General features: G+C 63.7%; 25 protein-coding genes. 18 read left to right on the forward strand and 7 right to left on the reverse strand.

Features of this window, described 5'->3' with window-relative positions; genetic code table 11:
- The first annotated feature begins 14 nt into the window (after positions 1 to 14).
- Complete coding sequence (locus AC27VQ_RS09010; protein WP_488716010.1) at positions 15 to 3,665, forward strand: PAS domain-containing hybrid sensor histidine kinase/response regulator; 3,651 nt, start codon at positions 15 to 17, stop codon at positions 3,663 to 3,665.
- 4 nt (positions 3,666 to 3,669) lie between these two features.
- Here AC27VQ_RS09010 and mnmC2 read toward each other — a convergent pair whose 3' ends face one another.
- Complete coding sequence (gene mnmC2, locus AC27VQ_RS09015) at positions 3,670 to 4,392, reverse strand: tRNA (5-methylaminomethyl-2-thiouridine)(34)-methyltransferase MnmC2 (RefSeq protein WP_488716011.1); 723 nt, start codon at positions 4,390 to 4,392, stop codon at positions 3,670 to 3,672.
- Between mnmC2 and AC27VQ_RS09020 the strand changes: the two genes are divergently transcribed.
- A complete protein-coding gene (locus AC27VQ_RS09020) occupies positions 4,391 to 5,566 on the forward strand; it encodes an NAD(P)/FAD-dependent oxidoreductase (protein ID WP_488716012.1) in 1,176 nt (391 codons plus the stop codon). The genes mnmC2 and AC27VQ_RS09020 overlap by 2 nt on opposite strands.
- A 7-nt stretch (positions 5,567 to 5,573) precedes the next feature.
- Here the strand turns inward: AC27VQ_RS09020 and AC27VQ_RS09025 are convergent, their stop codons facing one another.
- Entirely contained in the window at positions 5,574 to 5,966 is a 393-nt protein-coding gene (locus tag AC27VQ_RS09025) for a PRC-barrel domain-containing protein (RefSeq protein ID WP_488716013.1), read from the reverse strand.
- Between the two features lie 96 nt (positions 5,967 to 6,062).
- On the opposite strand from AC27VQ_RS09025, the gene puuE reads away from it, so the two are divergent.
- Genes puuE through uraH form a run of 4 tightly spaced genes read left to right on the forward strand, consistent with a single transcriptional unit; the run spans position 6,063 to position 8,406 of the window.
- Positions 6,063 to 6,995, forward strand: coding sequence for an allantoinase PuuE (gene puuE, locus AC27VQ_RS09030; protein ID WP_488716014.1), 933 nt, complete (start codon positions 6,063 to 6,065; stop codon positions 6,993 to 6,995).
- The gene (uraD, locus tag AC27VQ_RS09035) at positions 6,992 to 7,489 is read left to right on the forward strand and encodes a 2-oxo-4-hydroxy-4-carboxy-5-ureidoimidazoline decarboxylase (RefSeq protein ID WP_488716015.1); all 498 of its coding nucleotides are present in this window, start codon (positions 6,992 to 6,994) and stop codon (positions 7,487 to 7,489) included. The genes puuE and uraD overlap by 4 nt, the downstream gene beginning before the upstream one ends.
- Positions 7,490 to 7,540: 51 nt before the next feature.
- Positions 7,541 to 8,035 (forward strand): ureidoglycolate lyase, encoded by a 495-nt coding sequence (locus AC27VQ_RS09040; protein WP_488716016.1) that lies wholly within the window; start codon positions 7,541 to 7,543, stop codon positions 8,033 to 8,035.
- An 8-nt stretch (positions 8,036 to 8,043) separates the two neighbouring features.
- Positions 8,044 to 8,406, forward strand: a complete 363-nt coding sequence (gene uraH, locus AC27VQ_RS09045; RefSeq protein ID WP_488716017.1) for a hydroxyisourate hydrolase — start codon at positions 8,044 to 8,046, stop codon at positions 8,404 to 8,406.
- Here the strand turns inward: uraH and guaD are convergent.
- Entirely contained in the window at positions 8,403 to 9,710 is a 1,308-nt protein-coding gene (gene guaD / locus AC27VQ_RS09050) for a guanine deaminase (protein WP_488716018.1), read from the reverse strand. The two genes, uraH and guaD, sit on opposite strands and share 4 nt — an antisense overlap.
- 107 nt (positions 9,711 to 9,817) lie before the next feature.
- Between guaD and AC27VQ_RS09055 the strand changes: the two genes are divergently transcribed.
- A complete protein-coding gene (locus AC27VQ_RS09055; RefSeq protein WP_488716019.1) occupies positions 9,818 to 10,531 on the forward strand; it encodes a glutathione S-transferase in 714 nt (237 codons plus the stop codon).
- A 19-nt stretch (positions 10,532 to 10,550) separates the two neighbouring features.
- Here the strand turns inward: AC27VQ_RS09055 and greA are convergent, their stop codons facing one another.
- The 4 genes from greA to AC27VQ_RS09075 form a co-directional block, all read right to left on the reverse strand.
- Entirely contained in the window at positions 10,551 to 11,033 is a 483-nt protein-coding gene (gene greA, locus AC27VQ_RS09060; RefSeq protein ID WP_488716020.1) for a transcription elongation factor GreA, read from the reverse strand.
- A 30-nt stretch (positions 11,034 to 11,063) separates the two neighbouring features.
- Complete coding sequence (locus tag AC27VQ_RS09065) at positions 11,064 to 11,960, reverse strand: LysR substrate-binding domain-containing protein (protein WP_488716021.1); 897 nt, start codon at positions 11,958 to 11,960, stop codon at positions 11,064 to 11,066.
- 276 nt (positions 11,961 to 12,236) lie between these two features.
- Positions 12,237 to 13,058 (reverse strand): xanthine dehydrogenase accessory protein XdhC, encoded by an 822-nt coding sequence (xdhC, locus tag AC27VQ_RS09070; RefSeq protein WP_488716022.1) that lies wholly within the window; start codon positions 13,056 to 13,058, stop codon positions 12,237 to 12,239.
- Between the two features lie 90 nt (positions 13,059 to 13,148).
- Entirely contained in the window at positions 13,149 to 13,922 is a 774-nt protein-coding gene (locus AC27VQ_RS09075; RefSeq protein WP_488716023.1) for a 3-hydroxybutyrate dehydrogenase, read from the reverse strand.
- Positions 13,923 to 14,118: 196 nt separating this feature from the next.
- Between AC27VQ_RS09075 and glpK the strand changes: the two genes are divergently transcribed.
- The 11 genes from glpK to sbmA all read left to right on the forward strand — a co-directional run bounded on the left by glpK (position 14,119) and on the right by sbmA (position 23,632).
- Positions 14,119 to 15,612: a glycerol kinase GlpK gene (gene glpK / locus AC27VQ_RS09080; RefSeq protein WP_488716024.1), complete on the forward strand. Its 1,494-nt coding sequence runs from the start codon at positions 14,119 to 14,121 to the stop codon at positions 15,610 to 15,612.
- A gap of 49 nt (positions 15,613 to 15,661) precedes the next feature.
- Positions 15,662 to 16,066 (forward strand): YkgJ family cysteine cluster protein, encoded by a 405-nt coding sequence (locus tag AC27VQ_RS09085; RefSeq protein WP_488716025.1) that lies wholly within the window; start codon positions 15,662 to 15,664, stop codon positions 16,064 to 16,066.
- 97 nt (positions 16,067 to 16,163) lie between these two features.
- Positions 16,164 to 16,538, forward strand: a complete 375-nt coding sequence (locus AC27VQ_RS09090; RefSeq protein ID WP_488716026.1) for a YciI family protein — start codon at positions 16,164 to 16,166, stop codon at positions 16,536 to 16,538.
- Positions 16,535 to 17,791 (forward strand): RNA polymerase sigma factor, encoded by a 1,257-nt coding sequence (locus AC27VQ_RS09095; protein ID WP_488716027.1) that lies wholly within the window; start codon positions 16,535 to 16,537, stop codon positions 17,789 to 17,791. The genes AC27VQ_RS09090 and AC27VQ_RS09095 overlap by 4 nt, the downstream gene beginning before the upstream one ends.
- Before the next feature lie 80 nt (positions 17,792 to 17,871).
- Positions 17,872 to 18,357 carry an SRPBCC family protein gene (locus AC27VQ_RS09100; protein WP_488716028.1) on the forward strand — a complete coding sequence of 162 codons (486 nt, stop codon included), beginning with the start codon at positions 17,872 to 17,874 and terminating at the stop codon, positions 18,355 to 18,357.
- 96 nt (positions 18,358 to 18,453) lie between these two features.
- A complete protein-coding gene (locus AC27VQ_RS09105; protein ID WP_488716029.1) occupies positions 18,454 to 18,726 on the forward strand; it encodes a type II toxin-antitoxin system ParD family antitoxin in 273 nt (90 codons plus the stop codon).
- A 3-nt stretch (positions 18,727 to 18,729) separates the two neighbouring features.
- Positions 18,730 to 19,038 (forward strand): type II toxin-antitoxin system RelE/ParE family toxin, encoded by a 309-nt coding sequence (locus AC27VQ_RS09110; protein WP_488716030.1) that lies wholly within the window; start codon positions 18,730 to 18,732, stop codon positions 19,036 to 19,038.
- A gap of 82 nt (positions 19,039 to 19,120) precedes the next feature.
- A complete protein-coding gene (locus AC27VQ_RS09115; protein ID WP_488716031.1) occupies positions 19,121 to 20,182 on the forward strand; it encodes an LLM class flavin-dependent oxidoreductase in 1,062 nt (353 codons plus the stop codon).
- 45 nt (positions 20,183 to 20,227) lie between these two features.
- Positions 20,228 to 20,980: a type I methionyl aminopeptidase gene (gene map, locus AC27VQ_RS09120; protein WP_488716032.1), complete on the forward strand. Its 753-nt coding sequence runs from the start codon at positions 20,228 to 20,230 to the stop codon at positions 20,978 to 20,980.
- An 88-nt stretch (positions 20,981 to 21,068) separates the two neighbouring features.
- A complete protein-coding gene (locus AC27VQ_RS09125; protein WP_488716033.1) occupies positions 21,069 to 22,259 on the forward strand; it encodes a YbfB/YjiJ family MFS transporter in 1,191 nt (396 codons plus the stop codon).
- Positions 22,260 to 22,354: 95 nt separating this feature from the next.
- The gene (gene sbmA, locus AC27VQ_RS09130) at positions 22,355 to 23,632 is read left to right on the forward strand and encodes a peptide antibiotic transporter SbmA (protein WP_421591942.1); all 1,278 of its coding nucleotides are present in this window, start codon (positions 22,355 to 22,357) and stop codon (positions 23,630 to 23,632) included.
- Positions 23,633 to 23,635 lie beyond the last annotated feature (3 nt).

The raw sequence follows: 23,635 nt of genomic DNA on the forward strand, positions 1-23,635 counted from the left end.
GGGGAGCGCATGACGTGACTGAATCTCATGACGAATTGCTGGTGGCGGCCATGGCGCGCGTGCGCGCGCACCCGCATCCGGCTTACGTCAAGAGCAGCGAACTGCGTTACCTCGCCGTCAACGACGCCTATGCGCGCCTGTTCGACCACAACCCGGCCGACATGATCGGTCTGCGCAGCGACGAGATCGGCGAACTGCCTGGTCATGGCGAGCGAGACGATCCGGAACGCCGCTGCCTGATCTTCGGCAATCCCGAGCGCGCCCGCTTCGTGCATCCCTTCGGCGGCGGAAGTTTCGATATCGCGTTAAAACGCGAGCGGCTGTCGGCAACCTTGTCCATCCTCGTCGCTCTCTTTACGCCGTCCGCCGAGGTCCTGGCCTCGGCGGTCCGCGCGGTTGCCAATACGAATGGCAAGCCGGTCGAGGCAACTTGCACGGGACGCCCTGAGGGGGATGCCGATCCGGTCGAAAGCGCACTTGACGCCTTCGGCGCTGGTATTGCGATCTTCGGCGCGGACAACCGGCTGAGCTATGCCAACGCCTGCATGCGGGAATTTTATCGCACGCTGGTCGGCGATCTTGCGGACGGGGCGATCACGCTTGCGAGCCTGACGGAGGCTTTGCACGATATAGAAGTCGGGCGCACCACGCCGGCCGAGCGCGAACGCTGGGTCGCCGCGCGCCTCGCAAGCTACGATCTGCCGCTTTACGAAACGGTCGCCCGGCTGGCCGGCGGCTGGATGCGCCTCGTCACCCAGCGCCGCCCGGATGGCCGGCTCGTCGCCTTCCGGCTGGACGTGACGGCGCTGAAGGACGGCGAGGCGCGGCTCGTCCAGCATTCCCAGGAAATCAGCCTCTATCGCGCGCTGCTCGACGAATTGCCCGTCGCGAGCTTCATGCGCGATGAAGACCAGCGCATGATCTTCGCCAACCGGGCCTATGTCGAGCTCACGGGCCGGCAGCCGGATGAGCTGCTCGGCCTCACCACGCTCGACATGTATCCCGAGCAGGGGGAGGAGTTCCACGCGCAGAACCAGCAGGTGCTCGACACTGGCGAACTGCTTGAGACCGAAATCGAATACGTCCGTGCGGACGGTTTCGTCCTGCCGACGATTACCCGGCTCCATCGCGTCACGACGCTGGACGAGAAGAGCTACCTCATCGGCTCGATCACCGACACGATGGTGCTGAAGAAGCGCGAGGAACAGCTGATCGAGGCGCAGCGCGAGGCCGAGGCGGCGCGCGCGGACCTTGCAAGCGTCGTGGAATCGCTGCCCGTCGGCATCGTGGTGGTCGATGAGACCGGCACGATCGAGCTGATCAACGGTGCTTTCTCCGGGCTTTGGAACGGCGCGCTTCCGCCAATGAAGGACCGGCCGCTCGGCGAACTCCTGCATTTCCAGCATGCGCAAGGGGCGACATGCGAGGATGGCACGCCTTGCGCCGAGGGATACGGACATCGCCTCTATGGCATCCGCGCCGGCGAAATGCCGGTGCGCGAAGTCAGCTATGCGAACGGCCGCACGCTGATCGAGGCTGGTTGCACCATTTCCGGCGGCCGGTGCCTGCTCACCTATATCGACATCACCGAACGGCGCGAGCGCGAGCGCGAGGTGTTGGAGACGCGCAGCGCGCTCGAAGAGGTCGGCACCCTCATGGAGGATGCCGTCTCCTCGATGGCCCAGGGCCTGCTCATCATCGAAGGCGACAGGGTGGTGCTGTCCAACGAGGCGCTGTCCACCATGATCGCCATGCCATCGCACCTGTTGCAACCGGGGGCCTCGATGAAGGACGTGCTGCAAAGCTGCATCGACCGCAAGATCCCCGGTTTCGTCGGCGAGGAGCCGGTGGATGCGCGGGAATTCGGCGCCATCCTTTTCACCGGCAAGCCGGCGTCCTTGACCGTTTTCAGCGGCTACGAGCGCTGGCTGCGGCTTGACGTGACGCCGACGAGCCGCGGCCGCAACGTCATCGTCTTCTCCGACATCACCGACCTCAAGAGCCGCGAAGACGAGTTGCGCCGGCTCGTGTCGCGCGCCGAGACGGCCGACAAGGCGAAGTCGGAATTCCTCGCCAATATGAGCCACGAGATCCGCACGCCGATGAACGGCGTGCTCGGCATGGCGGAACTGCTCGCCAAATCCAATCTCGACACCCGCCAGAAGACGTTCATCGACATCATGGTGAAGTCGGGCAATGCGCTCTTGACGATCATCAATGACATCCTCGATTTCTCGAAGATCGATGCCGGCCAGATGACGCTGCGCGACGTCGCCTTCAACCCGGTGGAAGCCATCGAGGACGTCGCGACCCTGCTTTCGGCCAAAGCTGCCGAGAAGGACATTGAGCTTGTCGTGCGCGGTGCCGCGCAGATGCCGGCCGCCGTGATGGGCGATGCCGGGCGTTTCCGGCAGATCGTCACCAATCTCGTCGGCAATGCCGTGAAATTCACCGATCGCGGCCATGTGCTGATCGATCTTGCCTCAACGCCGGGGCCTGACGGTGCGGTGGACATCGAGATCCGCGTCGAAGATACGGGCGCCGGCATCCCGACCGAGAAGATGGCGTCGATCTTCGAAAAGTTCTCGCAGGTCGATGCCTCCTCGACGCGCCGTCACGAGGGCACCGGCCTCGGTCTCGCCATCACCGACGGGCTGACGCGGCTTTTCGGCGGGACGCTTGTCGCCGAAAGTGCCGTCGGCGCCGGCTCCGTCTTCACCGTGCGCCTGCCGATGACGCTCGCCGTCGCGGCGCTGCCGGCCCGCATCATGCCGGCCAAGGCGTCGAGCGCCCGCATTCTCGTCGTGGATGCGCATGATCTCTCACGCAAGGCCTCACACGACATGCTGCTCGGCTGGGGGTTCGATGCGACGGCGGTCGCTTCGGAAGCCGAAGCGCTGGCTGTGCTCACGGCGGCGGCCGATATGGGCGTGCGCGTCGATGCGATCCTTCTCGACTATCAGCCGGATCATTCGCCAGGCTTCGTGCGTACCCTGCGGGAGAACGCGGAAACGGCCGGAAGCGCGCTTGTCGTGCTCACCTCGATGAACCTTCCGGCGGATGACAAGCTTTTGTCCTCGCAACATGTTCAGGCGCATCTCATGAAGCCCGTGCGGGCCGATCTGCTGCGCGAGACTGTGAGCGAGGTCCTGCGCGCGATGCGTGGCGGCAAGCCCCAGCCGGTCGCCGCACCCGTGGTCGAAGGCAAAGTTCTGGCGCTCCGCCCACATGCGGCCGGTACAATTGAGCCGGATGGCGAAGTCCTGGATGTGCTGGTGGCCGAGGACAACGAGGTCAACCAGATCCTCTTCACCCAGATGCTGATGGCGGCGGGTCTGCGCTTCCGCATCGTCGGCAATGGGGAGGAGGCGGTGGAACTGTTCCGCGCCAGCCGGCCGGGCATGATCCTAATGGATGTTTCCATGCCCGTGATGAACGGGTTGCAGGCGAGCCGGGTGATCCGCGAGATCGAAAGTGGCACGGGCCACCGCGTGCCGATCGTCGCCGTCACCGCCCATGTGCTCGACGGCGACCGGGAGGAGTGCCTCGCCGCCGGCATGGATGATTATCTGGCCAAGCCCATCAGCATCGAGAAGCTGGAAGAGCAGCTCGACCGCTGGCTGAAACGCGGCAAGATGCAGGCGGCCAACGGCACGCTGCACTGAGCGCTCAAATCGCCGGCTTTTCCCCGCAGAGCATTTCGCGCTTGCCGGCAAAGCCCGGCCGCCGTTCCACGACGAACCCGGCCGCGACAAGATTGCGCCGCACGAATCCGGCCGCCGCATAGGTGCCAAACCGCCCGCCGGGAACCGTCAATCGGAAAACCTCGGCCATCAGCTCCGCCGACCACATGTCCGGATTGCGCGACGGCGCAAAACCGTCGAGAAACCAGGCGTCGAAGGGCGTCTGTTCCTGGCGGAGGCTTTCCAGCGCCGCACCGCAGACGACGGTGAGGCGGACGCCCGGTTCCAGTTCGATCTCGACGCGTCCCGCCGGTTCATCAGGCCATTTTTCGGTGAGGAGCGCGCGCTGCGTGTCGAGTTCCGGCCAGTGGGCGAGCGCCCGGCCGATATCGGCGCGGGCCATCGGGAAGCGCTCGAAGGAGGTGAATTGGAGGCTCGCCCCTTCCGGCGCCGTCTCCCGCCATTGCCGCCAGGTTTCGCAGAGATTGAGGCCGGTGCCGAAGCCGAGTTCGGCGATGCGGAAGGGCTCTTGCCGTTGCCAGCGCTCAGGCAGGCCATTGCCGGAGAGGAAGACATGGCCGCATTCCAGCCGGCCGTCGTTGCGGCAATAAAAGTGATCGTCAAAGGCACTGGAATAGGGCATATCGCCCTCGTGCCAGTCGAGAACACCGAGGGTTTCGGGCGCAATGTAGGGATCGTGGTCAGCCATGCCGAATGCCGATAGTCGCGTGAAGCCCGCCGGTCAACCGGCCGTGGACCTGCTCGTGGCCGGCGGCGGGGTGATGGGCCTCTGGACCGCACTTTTTGCTGCCCAACAGGGCCTTTCCGTCCATCTGGTGGATCGCCGGCATATCGGAGCCGGCGCCAGCGGCGGTGTGCTCGGCGCGCTGATGCCGCATTTGCCGGACCGTTGGAATGCCAAGAAGGCGTTTCAGTTTGCGGCGCTGGTGTCGATCGAAGCTGAGATCGCCGCGCTGGAGGCCGAGACCGGCCTTTCCGCCGGCTACCGGCGCTCCGGCCGCCTCATTCCGGTCACGAAACCGCAAAACCGCGACACGGTGATGGGCCACGCGCGGGATGCGCAATCCGTCTGGTCGACACCCGACCGCAGCTTTGCTTTCGATGTGCTGGATGCCGCCCCCATTGCCGGCTGGCCAAGGGCCGAAGCCATGCCGCATGGACTGGTTCACGACCATCTGGCCGCCCGTCTTTCCCCGCGCGGGCTGCTTGCCGTCTTGAAGGCGGCGCTTGAACGGCAGGCGAAGGTGACGATCACGGAAGGCGTCGGGCTCTCGGCAATCGATCCCGCCGCCGGCCTTGCCCGTCTCGACGACGGCACGCTTCTGCCCTTCGGGCATTGCGTGCTTGCCGCAGGTGTCGAAACCTTTCCGCTTTTGCAATCCCTGACCTCGCTCGCCAAACCGGTGGGCGCCGGGGTCAAGGGACAGGCGGCATTGCTCCGGGCGTCCGTCGATCCCGGCTTGCCGGTGATCTTCGCTGACGGTCTCTATATCGTGCCGCATGAAAACGGGGTCGTCGCCATCGGCAGCACGAGTGAAAACAGTTTTGATGATGCAAATAGTACGGATGGCCTGCTCGACGCCTTGATCGAAAAGGCACGACAGATGACACCTGTCCTTGCCGATGCCCCGATCGTGGAACGTTGGGCGGGTCTGCGCCCCAAAGCGATCGGCCGCGAGCCGATAGTCGGGCGGCACCCGGATCACGCCAATCTCAGCCTGATGACGGGCGGCTTCAAGGTGAGTTTCGGCCTGGCGCATGCGCTCGCCCGCGCGGTGCTGGACGAGATCGAGGGCGGCACGCTCGACGTACCGCCCTCGTTTACCGTCCCGGCACACTTCGAGGAAGCCGGGCGGATCTGACGCCGCCTTACATCCAGTAGGGCGGAACACCGTAGTAGTCGTGGATCACCTTGCCGTTGCGGCGGTTCCAGTCGTATTCCGCGTCGCTTTCATAATGCGGCGCGGCTTCCACCTGCTCCTTCGTCAGATCGACGCGGTAGCCGCCGAGGCCTTCGTCATAGGCGAGCTTGCCCCACGGCAGCGGGTAGTGATCGTGGCCGATGCCGAGGAAACCGCCGAAGCTGAGCACGGCATAGGAGACGTGGCCGCTGCGCTTGTCGAGAATCAGGCGCTCGACCGAGCCGATATGCTTGCCATCGGCACCGTAGACGCTCGTCCCCTCGACCTTGTCGCTGGCGATGAGATCCTGGGTTTCGCGAATGTTTGCATCCTGCATGACCATAAGTGTTTCTCCTTGCATGGAATGGACAGAAAACGGCGCAAAGCGGTATTGGTTCCTCTTCAAGGGCGATCGCCCCGATTCAAATGCGACCGTCTCCCTTCCGAAGGTGACCCAATGACAGAGAAAACCTATTCGCGCGACCTGATCGGCTACGGCCGCAACCCGCCGCAAGTGCGCTGGCCCGGCGATGCCAACATCGCCGTCCAGTTCGTCGTGAACTATGAGGAGGGCGGCGAGAGCTGCATTCTCGACGGCGATCCGAATTCGGAAAACCTTCTGTCGGAAATCGTCGGTGCCGCGGCCTGGCCGGGCCAGCGCAACCTCAACATGGAATCGATCTACGAATACGGTTCGCGCGCCGGTTTCTGGCGCCTGCACCGCCTGTTCACCAGCCGCAACGTCACCACCACCGTCTATGGCGTGACGCTCGCCATGGCGCGCAACCCGGAAGCCGTCGCCGCCATGAAGGAAGCCGGCTGGGAAATCGCCAGCCACGGCTACCGCTGGCTGGAATACAAGGATTTTTCCGAGGAGAAGGAACGCGAGCACATCCGCGAGGCCGTGCGCCTGCACAAGGAGCTGACCGGGTCGCACCCGCTCGGCATGTACCAAGGCAAGCCCTCGGACAACACGCTGCGTCTCGTCATGGAAGAGGGCGGCTTCGTCTATTCCTCCGATTCCTACGCCGACGACCTGCCGTTCTGGGTGCCGGGCCTCGATGGCGAGCCCTTCCTGATCATTCCCTATACCCTTGAAACCAACGACATGCGCTTTGCCACGCCGCAGGGCTTCAACACGGGCGATCAGTTCTTCACCTATTTGAAGGACGCCTTCGACGTGCTCTATCAGGAAGGTGCGGAAGGCAGCCCGAAGATGTTGAACATCGGCCTGCATTGCCGCCTCGTCGGCCGTCCGGGCCGTGCGGCAGCACTTGCCCGCTTCGTCGATTACGTGCTCGGCCACGAAAAGGTCTGGATCCCGCGCCGCATCGATATCGCACGCCACTGGATCGAGAACCACCATCCGTCGAAGGTGAAGGGCGCATGATCGACCGGGCCGATTTCCTCGCCCGCTTCGGCGGCGTCTTCGAGCACTCGCCGTTCATCGCCGAGCGGGCGCTCAACGCGAATGCCGTTGCCGAGCCGCTGACGGCCGGCGGCGTGCATGACGCCCTTACCGATGCCTTCCGCAAGGCGAGCCATGCCGAACAGCTCGGCGTGCTCGTCGCCCACCCGGATCTTGCCGGCAAGCTGGCGATTGCCGGCGGGCTGACGGAGGACAGCCGCAAGGAACAGGCCGGCGCCGGTCTCGACCGGTTGAGCGCTACCGAACACGCCCGCTTCACCGAACTCAACACCGGCTATGTCGAAAAATTCGGCTTCCCCTTCATCATCGCCGTCAAAGGCCTTGACAAGGACGACATCCTAGCCGCCTTCGAAAAGCGGATCGGCAATACGGCCGATGAAGAATTCGAAACCGCGAAAAGCCAGGTGGAGCGCATCGCGCTCCTCCGGTTGAATGCTCTGCTCCCCGGAGATTGACGATGCCCGATGACCGAAGACTGCCCTTCCTCTCCCCGGGAGGGCTGTCCGATGGCTGAAAAGCTTAAGATACAACCCCTGACGCAAGAGGCCTTTGCGCCCTTCGGCACCGTCATCGAAGCCGATCCCGCTTCGATGCGCCACATCAACGGCGGCACGACCGAGCGCTACCACGCGCTCGCCGAGGCCGAGGCGGTGGGCGAGGATGCCAGGGTCATCATCAACCTCTTCCGCGGAACACCGCGCGCGTTTCCCTACGCTATCGACATGATGGAGCGCCATCCGTTCGGCAGCCAGAGCTTTTCGCCGCTCGACGACCGGCCCTGGCTGGTGGTGGTAGCGGAAGACGAGGGCGGCAAGCCCGGCAAGCCGAAGGTGTTTCGCGCCGGCGGACGGCAGGGGGTGAACTACCGTCGCAATGTCTGGCACCACCCGCTGATCGCGGTCGGCGCCGTCAGCGATTTCCTCGTCGTCGACCGTCTGGGCGGCGGCGTCAATCTGGAGGAGTTCTTCCTTGAGGAACCCTTCGTCATAGAAGCCCCCTGAGAGGACTTATGAGCAAGACCGGCCGCCTGACCACCCACGTTCTCGATACCGCGCTCGGCAAGCCCGCCGCGGGCCTGAAGATCGATCTCTTCCGGATCGTGAACGAGGAGCGCCAGCCCGTGACGAGCGCTGTCACGAATGACGACGGCCGCGTCGATGCTCCCCTTCTGGACGGTGCCGGCTTTACCGCCGGCACCTACGAACTGCTGTTCCACGCCGGCGATTATCTGCGCGCCTCCGGTGCCGCCGTCACCGAACCCGCCTTCCTCGACCGCATCCCGCTGCGCTTCGGCGTCGCCGATCCGGCGAGCCATTACCACGTGCCGCTGCTGCTCTCGGCCTACAGCTACTCGACCTATCGCGGGAGCTAAAGTGTGGCCTTCATCGGCTTGCCCGCCACATAGGTCTCGCGCACCGCGCGGTCGTCGCCCAGCGTCTGGAGCAGGAAGAGTTCGTCCGTCAGCGAGCGCACCACTTCCATCTTCAGCGCCATAGCGGGCGTTGCGGCCGCGTCGAGTACCACGAAGTCGGCATCCGTGCCGGCTTCCAGCGTGCCAATGTGGTCTTGCAGCGACAGCGCCTCGGCATTGCCGAGCGTCATGTGATAGAAACTCTCGAACGGGTTCAGCCGCTCGCCGAGCAGTTGCTGGATCTTGTAGGCCTCATCCATCGTCTTGAGCATGGAATAGCTGGTGCCGCCGCCGATATCGGTGGCGACGCCGATGCGCACGGGTTTGCTTCGCCGTGACAGTGCCTTCAGCGGGAAGAGGCCCGAGCCGAGGAAGAGGTTGGAGGTGGGGCAGTGCACCGCGACCGCACCCGCCTCGCTCATCGCGTCCGCCTCGCGCTCCGAGAGATGGATGCAGTGGCCGAACAGGCTCTTGCGGCCGAGAAGGCCGTATTTCGCATAGACATCCGTATAGTCGATCGCCTCGGGATAGAGTTCGCTGGTGAAGCGGATCTCGTCGTGGTTTTCCGAAAGATGCGTCTGGATGTGCAGGTCGGGAAACTCGCGGGCCAGCGCCGCCGTCATCTCCATCTGCGCGGGCGTCGAGGTGATGGCGAAGCGCGGGGTGATGGCGACATGGTTGCGGCCCTTGCCGTGCCATTGCGCGATCACCGCGCGGGTCTCGTCATAGCCCATCTCGGGCGTGTCGAGCAGGCCCTGCGGGGCATTGCGGTCCATCATCACCTTGCCGCCGATCATGCGCATGCCGCGCTTCAGCGCCTCGGCGAAATAGGCGTCGGCCGAAGCCTTGTGCACCGAGCAATAGGCGACGGCGGTCGTCGTGCCCTGGCGGATCATCTCGTCGTAGAAATGCCGGGCGATGCGGGCGGCATGCTCGCTTTCGACGAAGCGGCATTCCTCCGGGAAGGTATAGGTGTTCAGCCATTCGAGCAGGTTTGCGGCGTAGGAGCCGATCACCTGCATCTGCGGGAAATGCAGGTGCGTGTCGATCAAGCCCGGCAGGATGAGGTGCGGCCGGTGGTCGATCTCCTCTACGTCCTCGGGTGCCTCCGCGCGCACCGTGGCATAGGCGCCGACGGCGGCGATCCTGCCATCCTCGACCAGCAGGCCACCATCCTCCTCGTAGCGATAGCTTGCCGCATCGTCGATCGCTTCGGGGCGGCGCAGGAAGGAGAGCAGGCGTCCGCGGATGAGGGTTTTTGTCATGGCGGTCACGTGTCCTTCTGCTGCGGTTCGTCCTTCCAGATAGAGCGCATGCGCGGGCAGGGCAATTGCCCGGTGGAACCGAAGTCCCGCCGGGTGTATTCTGGGACATGGCTTACGAACTCTATTACTGGACCGGCATTCAAGGTCGCGGCGAATATGTCCGTCTCGTTCTCGAAGCGGCCGGCGTGCCCTACCGCGATGTCGCGCGCGAGGAGGGCGATGGTGTCATCGCCCGGGTCAGCAAAGAGGTGGCGACACCGTCCTTCGCGCCGCCTTTTCTCAGGGACGGCGACGTGGTGGTCGGTCAGGTCGCCGCCATCCTGCTCTATCTCGGCGACAAGCTCGATCTCGCGCCGAAGGAGCAGCACCTGCGGCTCTGGACCCATCAGATCCAGCTCACCATCGCCGACTTCGTTCTTGAAGGCCATGATGTGCACCACCCGATCGGCGCCGGTGAATATTACGAAAACCAGAAACCCGAATCGCTACGCCGCGCCCGCGAATTCCGCGAGGAGCGCGTTCCAAAATTCCTCGACTGGTTTGAAGGCATTCTTACGCGCAATCCTGAAGGCCCGGCCCATCTCGTGGGCGACCGGCTGAGCTATGCGGACCTGTCGCTGTTTCAGGTCATGGACGGCCTGACTTATGCCTTTCCGAAGCTGATGAGCGGCCTCGATGCGCGGTATCCCAAGATAAGGGCGTTGTGCGTCTCCGTCGCGGAGCATCCGAAGATCAGCGCCTATCTTGCGAGCAAGCGCCGCCTTCCCGGCAACGAGAGCGATCTGTTCCGCCACTATCCCGAGCTGGACGGCAGGCCGTAGTCCCCTGGCGCGATCCGTCTCAGGAAATCGTGACGATTTCCAACTCCTGGCCGTTCAGGGTCACGAGATCGCCGACGCCCTTGCCCATCAGCAGGCGTGCGACCGGCGAGACATAGGAGATCGTGCCGGCCTTGGGATCTGCCTCGTCCTCGCCGACGATCCGGTAGGTCTGAACCCGCCCGTCATCGCGGCTGAATTTTACCGTGTTGCCGAAGGCGACGGTCTCGGATGATGTCGGATCGGCCATGACCTGCGCGGTGCGCAGCCGCTCGACGAGGTAGCGGATATCGCGCGCGGGGCCAGCGAGCTGTCGGCGCTTTTCGTTGATGTCCTCGATCGCATTGGCCGCCTCGAAGGCCGCGCGCGCGTCTGAAAGCTGCATCTCGAGCGCCTTCAGGCCCGTCTCGGTGACGAGGTTGGGGTGAGGAGAAATTGGCCGTTCGGGCAGCAGGGTTTCCGCTGCGGTTTCGGCACTTTCTTCCTTCATGAAGGCGACGCTCAAGATCAAGACTCCCTGTTGTTTCCAGGCACTTTACGCTTCCTGCGGCATCGTCGCCAGAATCCAATCGCGAAACGCGCGGATTTTCAAAATGTTGCGCCGGTTTTCCGGATAGGCGAGCCAATAGTCGCGTCCGTCATTACAGGTGAGATCGAAGGGCTGGTAGAGCAGGCCGGCGGCAATCTCCATGCGGAAATGGCCGGGATTGAGGATCGCGACACCCTGGCCGGCCATCGCGACCTGCGCGTCGATGGTCTGGATGCCGAGTTCGTTCGGCGGATAGCGCTCAAGCCCCGGATTGTCGATGCCAGCGGCGGAAAACCAGGTGCGCCACCAGATATCCGGGGGGGCGCTGATGATCGGCAGCTTTAGCAGGTCGGCTGGCTCATGCACGCCGCCGATCGTTTCCGCCAGCGCCGGGTTCAAGAGGGGCGCGAAATCCATGCGCATGATGCGGTGGCACTCGAGACCCGGCCAGTCGCCCTTGCCCCAGCGGATCGAGACATCGGCTTCCTCTCGGGAAAAATCGATCAGATCCTGTGAGGTGGATAGCCGGACGGCGATGTTCGGGTGCTTCAGCTGGAAATCGCCGAGCGTGCGGCTCAGCCATTGCGTGGCGAAGGTCGGCGTCGAGTGGATGTGCAGCTTGTGCTCCGTCGCGCCCTTCAGGTCGGCCACGGCCTCGGCGAGTTTTGCCAAGCCTTCGCCCACCTTCGGCGCCAGGCGTTCGCCGGCCTCGCTCAGCAGCACCTGGCGCGGCTGGCGCAGGAACAGGGTTTCGCCGAGCGTCTCCTCCAGAAGCTTGATCTGATAGCTGACAGCCGTCTGCGTCATGCCGAGTTCATCGCCGGCGCGGGTGAAACTCGCATGCCGCGCCGCCGCTTCGAAGACGCGAAGCGCGTTCAGCGGAAAGTTGCGCGACATCTTCATGGCCAAGTTTTCTTCATGCATGTAGACGAAGGTTCGATTGGAGTTCCATCCCTTACGAGCGCATCCTGCACGCAATGAATGGAATTTGCGAGGTTTTACCATGACATGCATCGTCGAAACAATGCCTGTAAGGCATAAGCGGGGGCCGCTTGCCGGCTTCTGGCATAAGCTCTCTCTCGCCTTTGCCTTCCGTAAGCGTAACAACATGCCGCGCCTGCGGCCGGACGAGCTGTCTGATCACCTGAAACGTGACCTCGGTTTTCTGGATGGCCGCGGTTAGGCGGCGTTGCGTCGCCATGCGGCGAAGGCGAGCAGCACCTCGGACGCCGTCATCGCGGCGATGACCTCGGGGCGCTTGTCATCCACCGCACTGTCGCCGATCGGCAGAACCAGCCGGTCGGCCTCGCTGCGCGCTATGTCCTGTTCGTCGAGATGGTGCAGGAACGTGCCGCGCTTCGACTGCGAGCCGACCATGCCGATATAGGCAAGGTCTTTGCGCTCAAGTGCCTGTCTGCCGATGCGGAAATCGAGCGCATGATCATGCGTCACGATGACGACGGCAGAGCCGGCGGGAATATCCGCGACCAGCACCTCCGGCAAGGCGGCGAAGCGGTGGTGCACTTCCGACGTCAGTTGGTCGAGCGCGGTCTCGCGCGCCTCCACCACGAAGACGTTGAGGGGCAGCAGGGTCAGCGCGTCGGCGAGCGCTCGGCCGACATGGCCCGCGCCGAAAATCCAGACCTGCGGTTTCTGCCTCTCCTCTTCCGCAAGGCGACGGTCGAGCGCCCGGCGGGCCTCTTCGTCGGCGAAGGTGAAGCGCAGGTCCACGCGGCCGCCGCAACATTCGCCGTTTTCCGGCCCGAGCGGGATTTGGAGCGTCGCCGCGCCGCCGGCATCCGCCAGCAGCTTGCGCGCATTCTCGATGGCAGCATATTCCAGCTGTCCGCCGCCGATCGTGCCGTAGATGTCCGTCGGCGCGACCAGCATGAAGGTGCCTTCATCGCGCGGTGCCGAGCCTTTGGTGGCGGTGATATCGACGATGACGATGCGGTGTTCGCGGGCGAGAAAGCCCGCGAGACTATCTTGCAGAAAATTCATTTCGTCCTTCTTCGCGCCTGAAGCCCGCTTGGCTTGGGACGCGGCCGGAAACCCGCCGCGACCACGTGCCTATTTTATAGGGCGCATATTTTATTGGGCGGTCCAGCCGCCATCGACGGAGATATGGGTGCCGTTGATCGATTTTGCAGCATCGGAAGCGAGGAAAAGCGCGATCGCCGCCACTTCGTCGGTACCGACGAACTCCTTGGTCGGCTGGAACTTCAGCATGACATCGGACTTCACCTGCGCCTCGCTGATGCCGCGGGCCTTGGCCGTGTCGGGGATCTGTTTTTCGACTAGCGGTGTCAGCACATAGCCGGGGCAGATGCTGTTGGCGGTGATACGATTTTCCGCGACCTCAAGCGCAACTGTTTTCGTCAGGCCCAGGACGCCGTGTTTTGCCGCCACATAGGCCGCCTTGAAGGGCGAGGCGACGAGGCCGTGCGCGGAGGCGATATTGATGATGCGGCCCCAGCCCTTGCGCTTCATATGCGGAACGGCATTGCGGATGGTGTGGAAGGAGCTGGAGAGATTGATCGCGATGATCTGGTCCCATTTCTCAACCGGAAAGTCCTCGATCTTCTCGACATGCTGGATGCCGGCATTGTTGACGAGGATATCGACCCCGTCGAATTCTTCCACGGCCGTCTGGATGAGGTCCGAGATTTCATGCGGCTTCGTCATGTCGGCGGGATGGTAGAGCACGCGGCCCTTGCCGAGGCCGTCGAGTTTTGCCCTTATAGCCTCGATTTCATCGGCGTTGCCGAAGCCGTTGATGACGACGTTTGCGTCGTTTTCCGCAAACGCGCTGGCGATGGCGAGGCCAATGCCGCTGGTGGAGCCGGTGACGACGACACTTTTCATGCTTGTACTCTCCAGTTCATGCTGCGTCGCGGTAGCCTACGCCTAAAACTCAAGCGATGACAATTGCGTTTTCCGCGCGGTACAGTCCCGCTGAGAGCGAAGCGGGGCTTGCGTTTTATTTTCCTTTGACATTCGTTTTAGTCTCGTATTGAAGATTCCGAAGGGTCTGGGAGAGATCCTTCAAGGGGAGGGCTGCATGAGCGGATATGTTCTCGCGATCGATCAGGGCACGACATCGAGCCGGGCGATCGTTTTCGACGGCAATCAGAAAGTCGTCGGTTCCGGCCAGAAGGAATTCACGCAGATTTTCCCGCAGTCCGGCTGGGTCGAACACGATCCCGAAGAGATCTGGGAGAGCGTCGTCTGGTCGGTCAAGGCGGCCCTGAAGAAAGCCGACGTCAAGGCCTCCGATATTTCCGCCATCGGCATCACCAACCAGCGCGAGACGGTCGTCGTCTGGGAACGCGAGAGCGGCAAGCCTATCCACAATGCCATCGTCTGGCAGGACCGCCGCACCGCCTCCTATTGCGACAAGCTGAAGAAGCAGGACCTCGAAAAGACCTTCACCAAGAAGACCGGCCTGCTGCTCGACCCCTATTTTTCCGGCACGAAACTCTCCTGGATGCTCTCCAATGTGAAGGGCGCGCGGGCGCGGGGCGCCAAGGGCGATCTGTGCTTCGGCACGATCGATACATTCCTGATCTGGCGGCTGACGGGCGGCAAGTCGCATGTGACGGATGCCACCAATGCCAGCCGCACACTGATGTACAACATCGCGGCGAATGACTGGGACAACGAACTCCTGGACATCCTGCGCGTGCCGAAGGCCATGCTGCCCGAGGTTTTGGACTGCGCCGCCGATTTCGGCATCACGGAAAACAGCCTGTTCGGCGCGGAAATTCCGATCCTCGGCGTTGCCGGCGACCAGCAGGCGGCGACCATCGGCCAGGCCTGCTTCGAGCCGGGCATGATGAAATCCACCTACGGCACCGGTTGCTTCGCACTGCTCAATACCGGCGCCGACATGGTGCGCTCGAAGAATCGCCTGCTCACCACCATCGCCTACCGGCTCGACGGCGAAACGACCTATGCGCTCGAAGGCTCCATCTTCATCGCCGGGGCCGCCGTGCAATGGCTGCGCGACGGGCTGAAAGTCATCAAGGCAGCACCCGATGCGGGCGATCTCGCTGCCAAGGCCGATCCGACGCAGAACGTCTATCTCGTGCCGGCCTTCACCGGCCTCGGCGCGCCGCATTGGGATCCGGAAGCCCGCGCCGCGATCTACGGCATGACGCGCAATACGGGGCCGGCGGAATTCGCCCGCGCTGCGCTGGAGGCCGTCTGCTACCAGACGCGCGACCTGCTCGACGCCATGCACAAGGACTGGAAGGCCAACGGCAAGGAAACCGTGCTGCGCGTCGATGGCGGCATGGTCGCCTCCGACTGGACCATGCAGCGCCTCTCCGACATCCTTGACGCCCCCGTCGACCGCCCGACCATTCTGGAGACGACGGCGCTCGGCGCCGCCTGGCTCGCCGGCCAGCGCGCCGGTGTCTGGCCGGACCGCAAGGGCTTTGCGAAATCCTGGGCCCGCGACACGCGCTTTGAGCCGAAGATGGACGAGAAGACCCGCGCGGTGAAGATCAAGGGCTGGAAGGATGCGGTGCGGCGGACACTGAGCGCGGGGTAACGTTCCGCTCCCCCTTCAAGGCGTTGCAGGCGGATGCTATGCGTCGCCCATGCACCCATCCCCGACCATCGTTCCCGGCCGATCCTGCGGCACCTGCACGCTCTGTTGCCGGCTGCCGGATATCGATCTGTTCGACAAGCCGGCCAATGCCTGGTGCCGGCATTGCATCGAAGGCAAGGGCTGTTCGATCTATGCGGACCGGCCCTCGGTCTGCCGGGATTTTCTCTGTCTGTGGATGACCGACGAGGCGCTCGGGGAAGCGTGGGAACCGTGCCGTTCCCATATGATGATCTATCGGCAGGGGCCGCAGATCACGGTTCTTGTCGATCCCGGCCATCCCGACATCTGGCGGCGCGAGCCGTATCATGCGCAATTGCGGGCCTGGGCGGATGAGGCCGAGCCCGAGGGTGGCTATGTCATCGTGTTCTGGCAGGACGACGTGTTCAAGATCTGAGCCCCGCGATCTTCTGTCAAAAAAAATCAAAAATAATCCGGTGCGCCCTGTCGGCCGAGACGCTACTCCTACGTCTTTCAGTCAACGGGAGTTCACCATGCTGTATGCCGTTCTTTGTTACGATTCCGAAAGCGAAGTCAGCGCCTGGTCGAAGGAGCTGGACGACAAGGTCATGGCCGATCTTGGCGCCGTCAATCAGCGTTATGCCGAGGCCGGCAAGCTCGGTCCCGTAGCGCGGCTGATGCCGACGACGGCGGCCGTCACGGTGCGCAAGGGTGCGACGGACGACATCATCATGGATGGACCCTTTGCGGAAACGAAGGAGCAGTTCCTCGGCTTCTTCGTGTTGGAGGCGGCCACGCTGGACGAGGCGATCACCTTCGCGCGCGAGCTTTCCGCCGCCAATCCTGCCAACGGCACCTATGAAATCCGGCCGTTGCAGTTCTTCAATCCGGGAGTGCCCATAACATGACGGAGCTTGCCTGGATCGATCTGGCGCTGACATCGGCACGGCCGCAGGCCATGGGGGCGCTTTTGCGCTACTTCCGTAACCTCGACCTGGCGGAGGAGGCCTTTCAGGAGGCCTGTCTTCGCGCGCTGAAGACCTGGCCCGAAAAGGGCCCGCCACGCGATCCGGCAGCATGGCTTATCTTCGTCGGCCGCAACAGCGGCATCGATCAGGTGCGCAAGCGCGCCAAACACCAGCCGCTTCCGCCCGAGGAGATGCTGTCCGACCTGCAGGACACGGAAAGCGATCTCGCGGACCGGCTGGACGGCGCGCATTACCGTGACGATATCCTGCGCCTGCTCTTCGTCTGCTGCCATCCGGACCTGCCGGCGACCCAGCAGATCGCGCTGGCGCTGCGTATCGTCTCCGGCCTCTCGGTCAAGCAGATCGCCCGCGCCTTCCTCGTTTCCGAAGCGGCGATGGAACAGCGCATCACGCGTGCCAAGGCCAAGGTGGCGGCGGCGGGCATTCCCTTCGAGACGCCGGATGCCGTGGCGCGCGCCGAACGGCTCGGGCTTGTCGCGGCGATGCTCTATCTCGTCTTCAACGAAGGCTATTCGGCCGGCGTGCCTGAAAAGGCCGACACGCCGTTCTGCGCGGAGGCGATCCGTCTGGCGCGGCTTCTCTTGAAACTGTTCCCCTCCGAACCTGAGATCATGGGGCTGACAGCGCTGCTGCTCATCCAGCATTCGCGGCTCGATGCCCGTTTCGATGCGGATGGCCAGATCGTGCTGCTCGACGATCAGGACCGCTCGCTGTGGGACCGTGCGCTGATCGACGAGGCGCTGGTGCTGATCGACAAGGCGATCCGCCATCGTGCGCCCGGCGCCTTCCAGATCCAGGCGGCGATTGCCGCCCTGCATGCCCGTGCGGCAACGGCGGCGGAGACGGACTGGTTGCAGATCGATCTGCTCTACCAGACGCTGGAACGCCTGCAGCCGTCGCCGGTTGTGCGGCTCAACCGCGCCGTCGCGGTGTCCAAGCGGGAAGGGCCGGAGGCGGCGCTGGCGCTGGTCGAACCCTTGGCGGAGAAGCTGAACGGCTATTTCTATTTTCACGGCCTGCGCGGCGGCCTCTTGAAGCAGCTCGGCCGCTACCGCGAGGCGCATGAGGCCTTCGACCGCGCCATCGCGCTCGCGACCACACCGGCCGAGGCCGCCCACATCCGCCAGCATCTCGACAGCGTGCAGCGGGAGATGGCGGCGGCTGAAAAATAGTAGGTGTTCGGTGTCGGATCGCTCCTCCGTCGGGCGTCCTTGATACGAACCGACCAACATACCCGACGAGGAGGTCCCCCATGAACGTCAACGCCGAAATCAAGCCTGCCAACAACCGCGAACTGGTGCTGGCCCGCGTGCTGAACGCCACGCCCGCCCAGCTTTTCAAGGCCTGGACGACGCCCGAGATCCTGAAAGAATGGTTCATGCCCAAGCCCTATGAGCTGGCGCTTGTCGACATGGAACCGCGCGACGGCGGCAAGTTCCGTACGGTCATGACCGGTCCGGACGGTTTCCACATGGATTCGACAGGCGTCTTCCTGAAGATCGAGAAGGACAGGCGCATCATCACGACCGATGCCTTCGGCCCGGACTGGAAGCCGACCGAAAAGGCCTTTTTCAGCGCCGAAATCCTGTTCGACGATCTCGGCAACGGCCAGACGCGCTACACCGCCATCGCCCGCCACTGGAACGTGGAGGACTGCGAAGCGCATGAGAAGATGGGCTTCCACGAGGGCTGGGGGCAGGTGGCGACACAGCTGGAAGAGGTGGCGTCGAAGCTTTGAGCCGTTGCAAGGCGGGCGCCGTGCACCCGCCAATTGGCAACGGTTCGTCAAACGTGGTATGAAGAATTCATACCACGTTTGTGAGGAGGCCAGATAATGCCCGCTGAAAAACGAACATTCAGTCTCCCACAGGAGCAATCCGCCTACATTGATGAGCTGGTCGCAAGTGGTGCATTTGCCAGCGGCAGCGAGGTGGTGCGCGCCGGGCTCCGAGCACTTCGCGAAAGGGATCAGGCTGTCGAACGATGGCTGGAACAGGATGTCGTGCCCGTGGTGCTGGCGACCCAGACCGATCCGCAGCGTGCCCTTCCGCTGAGGGACGTCTTCAATGAGATTCGCCGACATCATCAAGCGCAGCGCGGGACGTGAGACGTGCTTTACCAGATCCGCTTTGCGCCGGAGGCGCGGGACGATCTCTTGAAGCTCTACGATTTTATAGCCACGCAATCCGGTGCTGCGCGGGCCATAGCCTATATCGAGCGCATCGAGACGTTTTGCCTCGGTTTTGAACGTTTCCCGCAAAGAGGCGTCACTCGTGACGATATTCTAGTGGGCTTACGCCTTGTGGGCTTTGAAAAGCGCATAACGCTTGCCTTTCACATCGCCGGCGACACCGTAGTCTTCGATCGCATCCTGTATGGCGGGCGGCAATTTCCACCCGAAGAGGAAGTGCCGCAGTAAACACACTGTTTCCCGATCCGCTCTTCCAACCGCCCGTTCCCAGCCATATGTGACGAAAAACCCTCTCATCCGGAACATCTCCATGGAACTTGGCCTCTATACATTTGCCGACGTCGATCCCACCGCAGCCGACAAGGGGCGGGAAGGGGAGCGGCGGCTGAAGAACCTGCTTGAGGAAATCGAGCTTGCCGATCAGGTGGGGCTCGATGTCTTCGGGCTGGGCGAGCATCATCGGCCGGATTATGCCGCCTCGGCACCTGCCGTGGTGCTGGCCGCCGCCGCGGCGCGGACGAAGAATATCCGGCTGTCCAGCGCCGTGACGGTGCTCTCGTCGGACGATCCGGTTCGCGTCTTCCAGCAGTTCGCGACGGTCGATCTCATTTCCGGCGGCCGGGCGGAAATCATGGCGGGGCGCGGGTCCTTCATCGAATCCTTCCCTCTCTTCGGCTATGCGCTTGACGATTACGACGTGCTTTTCGAGGAAAAGCTCGATCTGCTGCTGGCGCTCAACGAGAGCGAAAAGGTTTCCTGGACCGGCACGATGCGCGCGCCGCTGCCGGGGCTCGGTGTCTATCCGCGTCCCGCGCATGGCAGGATGCCGATCTGGATCGCCGTTGGCGGCACGCCGCAATCGGTGGCGCGGGCCGGCGCCTATGGCCTGCCGCTGGCGCTCGCCATCATCGGCGGCGCGCCCTCGCGCTATGCGCCGCTGTTCGATCTCTACCGTGAGGCCGCGCGCCGCGCCGGCCAGGACGAGGCAAAGCTGAAGACCAGCATCAACGTGCACGGCTTCATCGCCGATACGACGGAAGCGGCGGCGGATGCCTTCTATGGCCCGCAGGCCGCGGTGATGAACCGTATCGGCGGCGAGCGCGGCTGGGGGCCGACGAGCCGGGCGCAGTTCGACCAGTCGACTGGGCCGACCGGCCATCTCTTCCTCGGCGACCCCGAGACGGTGGCCCGGAAGATCGTCGCACACCAGAAGATCTTCAAGAACGACCGCTTCCTGTTGCAGATGGCGATCGGCCTGATGCCGCATGACCAAATTTTGCGCGGAATCGAGCTGTACGGCACCCGCGTGGCACCTTTGGTGCGCGAGATGCTGGCGGAGCACTCGGCCAAACCGGAGCCTGCTTCCGCCTGACAGCGACGCGCGGGCGTGATAGGACGCCCGCGAAAGAGAGAAACGATGACCCTGGAAAACGACGACGACCTCAACGGCCTGAAGGCCATCGGCCGGATCTGCGCCAATGTGCTGCAGCACATGCAGACGGCCGTGCGCCCCGGCATGACGACGGCCGAGCTCGACCTGATCGGCCGGCGCATGCTGGAAGCGGCAGGCGCGGTCTCGGCGCCGGAAAGCTGCTACAAGTTTCCGGGCGCGACCTGCATCAGCGTCAACGAGGAAGTCGCGCACGGCATTCCGGGCGACCGGGTGATCCGGGATGGCGATCTCGTCAATATCGATGTCTCGGCGGTGCTCGACGGCTACTTTGCCGATACGGGTGCGTCCTTCGTCGTCGGGCGTTCGACGCCGGCGGTGGAGCGGCTCTGCCGGGATGGCAAGCGGGCGCTATGGGTCGGTCTCAAGGAAGTGAAGGCGGGCAAGCCGTTGGCGCAGGTCGGCAATGCGATCGGCGAATTCGCCCGCAAGAACCGCTACACGCTGATTGCCAACCTCGCCAGCCACGGCGTCGGCCGCTCGCTGCACGAGGAGCCGACGGAAATCGCCACCTGGCCCGATCCGCAGGAAACGCGTCGCATGACGGACGGCCTCGTCTTTACGGTCGAACCCTTCCTGTCGCTCGGCGCCAACTGGGCCGAAAGCGGTGACCGGGACGAATGGACGCTCTACAGCGAGCCGAATGCGCCGACGGTGCAGTTCGAGCACACGGTCGTTGCCACGCGCAACGGGCCGCTGGTCGTGACGCTGCCGGGTTGAACCGCGCTCCTCGAGCCTTCACCGGCGCTGATCCGTCGATCAATTAATCTCGTTTGTCGCGGCCATGTTGCAGTGCGATGGTCGCGCCATGATGCAGCGCACGCCATTCCTGTCGCATGAACCCGTCCGGGCGGCCCTTGCCGGTGCGGTCGCGATGGCCGTCGCCATGGGCCTCGGCCGCTTCTTCTATACGCCGGTCCTGCCCGGCATGATGGCGGGGCTTGGCCTCAATGCCGCCGATGCCGGGATTATCGCCGCGGCCAATTTCGCGGGCTATCTGCTTGGTGCGGTGCTGGCCGCCTATGGCTGGGCGGCCGGGCTCGAGCGGCGTCTTGCCATCGGCGCGCTGGTCTCCACCGTCGTGCTGCTCGTCGCCATGGGGTTGCTTTCCAGCGTCGCGGCGCTGTCCGTCGTGCGGTTTCTTGCCGGTCTTGCCAGCGCCTTCGCCATGATCTTCACCTCCGGTATCGTGCTGTCCATCGGTCTGCGTCATGGCGATCCGCGCGTGCAGATGGCGCATTTTTCCGGTGTCGGCTTCGGCATCGCGGTTTCGGCGCTGCTGGTCTATCTGCTCTCGCTTATCGACATGTCGATGCTTCCGACCTGGCGCTTCGACTGGCTTGCCGGGGCGGTGCTCGGGGCCATCGGTCTGATCGTCGTGATGGGACTTCTGCCACGCCCGGAAAGCCATGCGGGCGCGCGGCGCGAGCCGGCCATCGTCTGGACGCGGCCGCTCGTGGCTCTGACGCTGAGCTATGGCCTGTTCGGCATCGGCTATGTCGTCACCGCCACCTTCATCGTTGCGATCGCCCGCGAAGGTGCCCACAGCCCGCTGCTCGAATGTCTGACCTGGCTGGTGACGGGCGCATCGGCCGCCGTCTCCGTCCTCGCCTGGAAGCCGGTGGTGCGACGTTATGGCGTGGCGGCGGCTTATCTCGCGGCGCTGCGGGTCGAGATGGTCGGCGTGGCCGTCACCGTGACGCTGCCGTTTCCGGCCTCGGCGCTGATCGGCGGGGTTCTGCTTGGCCTCACCTTCATCGTCATCACCGCCTATGGCCTCCAACTTGGCCGGGTTCTGGCGAGCGAAAGCCCCCGGCAGGTCCTGGCGCTGATGACGGCGGCCTTCGGTGTCGGCCAGATCCTCGGGCCGCTCGGCGCGGGTTTCCTTGCTGCCCGCACCGGCAGCTATCTCCTGCCCAGCCTTGCCGCCGCCGCCATCCTGTTGCTGGCCGCGGTGATCGTCGTGCTGGGCGGGGCACTTTCCATTAAATCTCGGTAATCCGGGCGCTTGGCGATTGTTGCTGTTCGCAAACTCCTCTAGGTTCGGCGCGAACCGGCGGCGCTGCTGCCATCAGAAAACGAAAGTTTCGCGCCTTGTTCCATTCCTTCTTCCCGCAACCGAAGCTGTTCTTCACCTCCGGTGCCGTATGGGCCATCATCTGCATCGCCGTCTGGTACACGGTGGGGCCGCAAATGGGCGCGGCCATCGGCCTGCCGCCGCTCGGGCCGGACGAGAAGGCGCCGATCGGGCTTGCCTATTTCTTCTCGCCGGACAATCTCTGGTTCTACCTCTATTTCACGATCTTCGTGCTGATCTTCGGCTTCGTCTGGAAAGCCATCGCGCGCAATCATCCCTGGGCGAACTGGGCCATCTGGGGTTCGGCCTTCATCATCTTCATCGCCTATTTCTCGGTGCAGGTGTCGGTCGCGCTCAACAATTGGCGCGGCCCGTTCTTCGATCTCTTCCAGGCGGCGCTCTCCAAGCAGGGCAATGTGACGGCCGACCAGCTCTTCTCGTTGCAGCTACGCTTCCTCGAAATCGGCATGGTCGGGGTGGTGCTGAACGTCGTCACGGCCTTCTTCACCAACCACTATGTCTTCCGCTGGCGTACCGCCATGAACGACTACTACATGTCCAAGTGGTCGAAGCTGCGCCATATCGAAGGTGCCTCGCAGCGTGTGCAGGAAGACACGATGCGCTTTGCTAATATCCTCGAAGGGCTCGGCGTCACCTTCATCAATTCCATCATGACGCTGGTGGTGTTCCTGCCGATCCTGTTCCGCATGTCGGAATATGTCGGGGACCTGCCGGTCATCGGTGCCGTTCCCCACGCGCTGTTCTGGCTCGCCATCATCTGGTCGCTGTTCGGTACGGCGCTGCTCGCGATTGCCGGTATCAAGCTGCCCGGCCTGCAATTCCGCAACCAGCGCGTCGAGGCGGCCTATCGTAAGGAACTCGTCTATGGCGAGGACCATGCGGACCGTGCCGACCCCGTCACGGTAAAGGAGCTGTTCGGCAATGTGCGGCGCAATTATTTCCGCATGTACTGGCACTATTGCTACTTCAACGTCGCGCGCTTCGGCTATGGCCAGCTCGACGCGATCTTCCTGAACTTCATCCTCATCCCGACCATCGTGGCCGGTCGCATCACCATGGGCACCTGGCAGCAGATCGCCACCGCCTTCGGCGAGGTCAGCAACTCGTTCCAGTATCTCGTGAACTACTGGTCGACGATCATCGAACTGCTGTCGATCCACAAGCGTCTGAAGGCCTTCGAAGCGGCGATCGACGACAAGCCGCTGCCGGATATCGACGAACGCTACCTGCAACGGGCCGCCGATGAAGGCGAGCTTGCGGCCAACGAGCCGTAACGA

Source organism: Shinella sp. 20P9.1.1, from assembly GCF_057798995.1.